The sequence below is a fragment of the Coprococcus sp. ART55/1 genome, assembly GCF_000210595.1.
GTDB lineage: Bacteria > Bacillota > Clostridia > Lachnospirales > Lachnospiraceae > Coprococcus > Coprococcus aceti.
Genome location: NC_021018.1, coordinates 2,579,529 through 2,582,645 on the forward strand (window position 1 = coordinate 2,579,529; position 3,117 = coordinate 2,582,645).

At 40.8% G+C, this 3,117-nt stretch carries 4 protein-coding genes; 3 read left to right on the forward strand and 1 reads right to left on the reverse strand.

Annotation, left to right across the window (positions count from 1 at the left end; genetic code table 11):
• Positions 1-653 (reverse strand): hypothetical protein (locus CCU_RS11605; protein WP_208896205.1); only part of this gene is annotated, 653 nt, incomplete at its 3' end.
• A gap of 258 nt (positions 654-911) precedes the next feature.
• Here CCU_RS11605 and CCU_RS11610 point away from each other — a divergent pair.
• From CCU_RS11610 to pyrE, 3 genes are all read left to right on the forward strand, one after another.
• A complete protein-coding gene (locus tag CCU_RS11610; RefSeq protein WP_015534801.1) occupies positions 912-1,091 on the forward strand; it encodes a helix-turn-helix domain-containing protein in 180 nt (59 codons plus the stop codon).
• Between the two features lie 134 nt (positions 1,092-1,225).
• The gene (locus tag CCU_RS11615; RefSeq protein ID WP_055144718.1) at positions 1,226-2,368 is read left to right on the forward strand and encodes a tyrosine-type recombinase/integrase; all 1,143 of its coding nucleotides are present in this window, start codon (positions 1,226-1,228) and stop codon (positions 2,366-2,368) included.
• 90 nt (positions 2,369-2,458) lie between these two features.
• On the forward strand, positions 2,459-3,117 hold a 659-nt coding region (gene pyrE / locus CCU_RS11620; RefSeq protein WP_208896206.1), incomplete at its 3' end, for an orotate phosphoribosyltransferase.

Here is a 3,117-nt window from a genome sequence, read left to right on the forward strand (position 1 = left end):
CCACGGATATTTCTGTCGCTCTGATTACGTAAAGCAGCAAGCTGACTGGTAGTGAAATCTCTAAGATATAGGAAGTATATCAACTCCTTATGGTCGCCCTTTAAGTCATAAATAATCTTGGAATAGTCCTCATCGGAAAGGGAGTTGTGCATCTCAAAAGGACAGTTAGAGATAATGTCTATATAGTCCCCTTTCATAAGCTGTCGCCAGTAAGCATGATTGATGGGAGCCGGGATAACAATGGCAAGTGGTGCCACATCCTTCTTGCTGTCTAGGTTTTCTCTGCCGATTTCGTGATATCGCTCCTTGCGTTCTCTGTTGGAATCTAATAGGTCCCATTCCCTTATCACTTCCTCAAAATCCGAAACAGTGCGGGCACCGTCCTCCAGTCGCTTTAAAGCAATGGCACGAAGCTCCTTTTTTAACATGGTCTTATTGGGGTGCTCATCCTTCGGCTGGAAATTATCATCTTTTATGGGATGTAATTCCTGTTCCAAATCCATTTCATTAAAATGCTCTAATTCAATTTGTAATTCCTGCTGGGATGCCTCAAAGGTAATATCATCATCTATGGAAAAGGCTCCGTCTTCGCTGTCGAAGTTATGAGAATATTCCCAGAAGTCCATCAATTCCTGATGTTTTCTAATGTTCATTTATCCGTAAAACCTGCCTTGTATATACATATTTAAAATTTTTTGCAACTTTTTTTAAAAACACTTCCGCAAAACCCCTTCTAAATCTCCTATAAGTGAGAGAGTAATAGTTTTTGATAAGAAACGATTACTTTTGAAAAGAAATGGTATGCGCATAACCATTATAATATGACACAAACAAATGTTCTATATTTTTGGAGAAAAAACAGAAATTTATTTGTGTTTGGCTTAGAAATAGGATTTTGAGGAGGTAGAAGAATGAAGGATAAGGCTTTATTGACTGTAAAAGAGTTTTGCTCTTATTTGGGGATTGGTCAGACAAAGGCACGTGAGTTGTTGGCTGAAAATGCTGATGTATTCGCGGTTCGCATCGGAAACAGACTGTATGCTCACAAGGGCAAGCTGGATGAATGGCTTTTGAATCAGATTGGATGCTAGGAAATTTGATTCATAAAAAGACAATGAATTTATTAAATAACCATGAAACTAATTGAAAATTAAGTGTGTATATGCTACAATTGGGTGGACTGATGGTTCCTTTCAACGTATATACACGCTGGAAGGAGGCAGATATGGGTAAATCCATAAAAGGTAAAGAACTTGGTAAAGGCATTACACAGAGAAAGAGTGATGGACTTTATCAGGGACGATTTGTGAATCGTTTCGGCAAGACGCAGACCATATACGCAAGCAATCTGAATGAACTTCGTAAAAGGATGCGTGAGGAACAGTATGAGGATGAGAAGGCACTGAATGTTGTCACCAAGGATGTAACCCTTGATGAGTGGTATGAGATTTGGATGAATACCTGTAAGAAGAATTGCAGGAATTCCACTAGGGAATCCTATGCCACACATTATAAGCGGATACAGAAGGAGCTTGGGTGGCGTAAGCTGACATCATTGAACCTGATTATCATGCAGAATGCACTCAATGAGCTTGTTTCTGATAATGCCAGAAAGAACACGAAAAAGATTCCGGTGGATATGCTGGAAAAAGCAATCGACTCTGATTTACTTACAAAAAATGTTGCAAAGCAATTAAACACGGTGATTTCCAAGGAAGATAAGAAGGAAAGACGTGTACTGACAGTAAGTGAAGCAGAGTTGTTTTTAGGTGAGGCACAGAGTAGTTTCTACTATAATCTGTTTGTGCTTGCCATAGAAACCGGAATGCGTATTGGAGAGCTTTGTGGTGTTCAGTGGAAGGACATTGATTTTGACAAGAAGGTACTGTATGTGCGTCACACATTGTGCTATTTTCAAAAAGATGGTAAGTACATTTTTGAGATGCATGATGCAAAGACCAAGAATGGAAGACGAACGATTCCATTAACCACGAGGGCGTTGGAGGCATTGAAACGACAGCGCATTCAAAAACAGAAGATTCTCTTTAAGGGAATCGAAACAGAGGAACAGTACAGGGACTTGGTGTTTGTTACGAAAAACAACAGACCTACACAACAGTTCATAGTGCAGGAGGCAATCGGTGCCATTGTAAACCGGATTCGAAAAGAGCATCCTGACTATGAGATGTTTTCACCACATTGCTTAAGACATACTTTTGCAACCAGAGCAATTGAGAACGGAATGCAGCCAAAGACATTACAGAAGATTCTCGGACATGGCTCCTTGCAGATGACAATGGATTTGTATTGTCATGTGACAGAGGATACACTGTTTACAGAGATGATGAAGATGGAAAAGGCTGTGTAAGCTCAAAAGTGTGTAGTAAGTGTGTAGTAAGGCTATTTTGAGAATAAGGGGTTCCCCGGAACCCCTGTAAATACAGGAGGTTTTATTAAAATGGAAGCATATAAGCAGGAATTTATCGAATTTATGATTGACTGTAACGTACTCAAGTTTGGAGATTTCGTTACAAAGAGTGGAAGAAAGACACCATTTTTTGTCAATACAGGCTTTTACAGAACAGGTGCCCAGCTAAAGAGACTTGGCGAGTATTATGCTGAGGCTATAAATGCAGAGTTTGGTCTGGACTTTGATGTGTTATTTGGTCCTGCATACAAGGGAATACCTCTCACAGTTGCGACAACTATGTCCATAGCAGAGATGTACGATGAGGACATCAAGTATTGCTCAAACAGAAAAGAGGTAAAGGATCACGGCGACAAGGGAATACTCCTTGGAAGTCCTATAGAGGATGGCGATAAGGTTGTCATCATCGAGGATGTCACAACAGCCGGAACATCTATTCAGGAGACACTTCCTATCATCAAGGCACAGGGCGACGTGGATGTCATGGGTCTTGTGGTTTCAGTAGACAGAATGGAGAGAGGCCAGGGCGAGAAGAGTGCGCTGACAGAGATCGAGGAGAACTACGGAATCAAGACAACAGCTATCGTAACAATGGCAGAGGTAGTGGAGCATCTTTACAACAGAGAGTATAAGGGAAGAGTTATCATAGATGACACCCTTAAGGCCGCTATCGACGCTTACTACGATCA

What these genes read in the sequence shown, in the direction of transcription:
- CCU_RS11615 (WP_055144718.1), top strand. Translation starts at nt 1,226, where the DNA reads ATGGGTAAATCCATAAAAGGTAAAGAACTTGGTAAAGGCATTACACAG.
- CCU_RS11610 (WP_015534801.1), top strand. Translation starts at nt 912, where the DNA reads ATGAAGGATAAGGCTTTATTGACTGTAAAAGAGTTTTGCTCTTATTTG.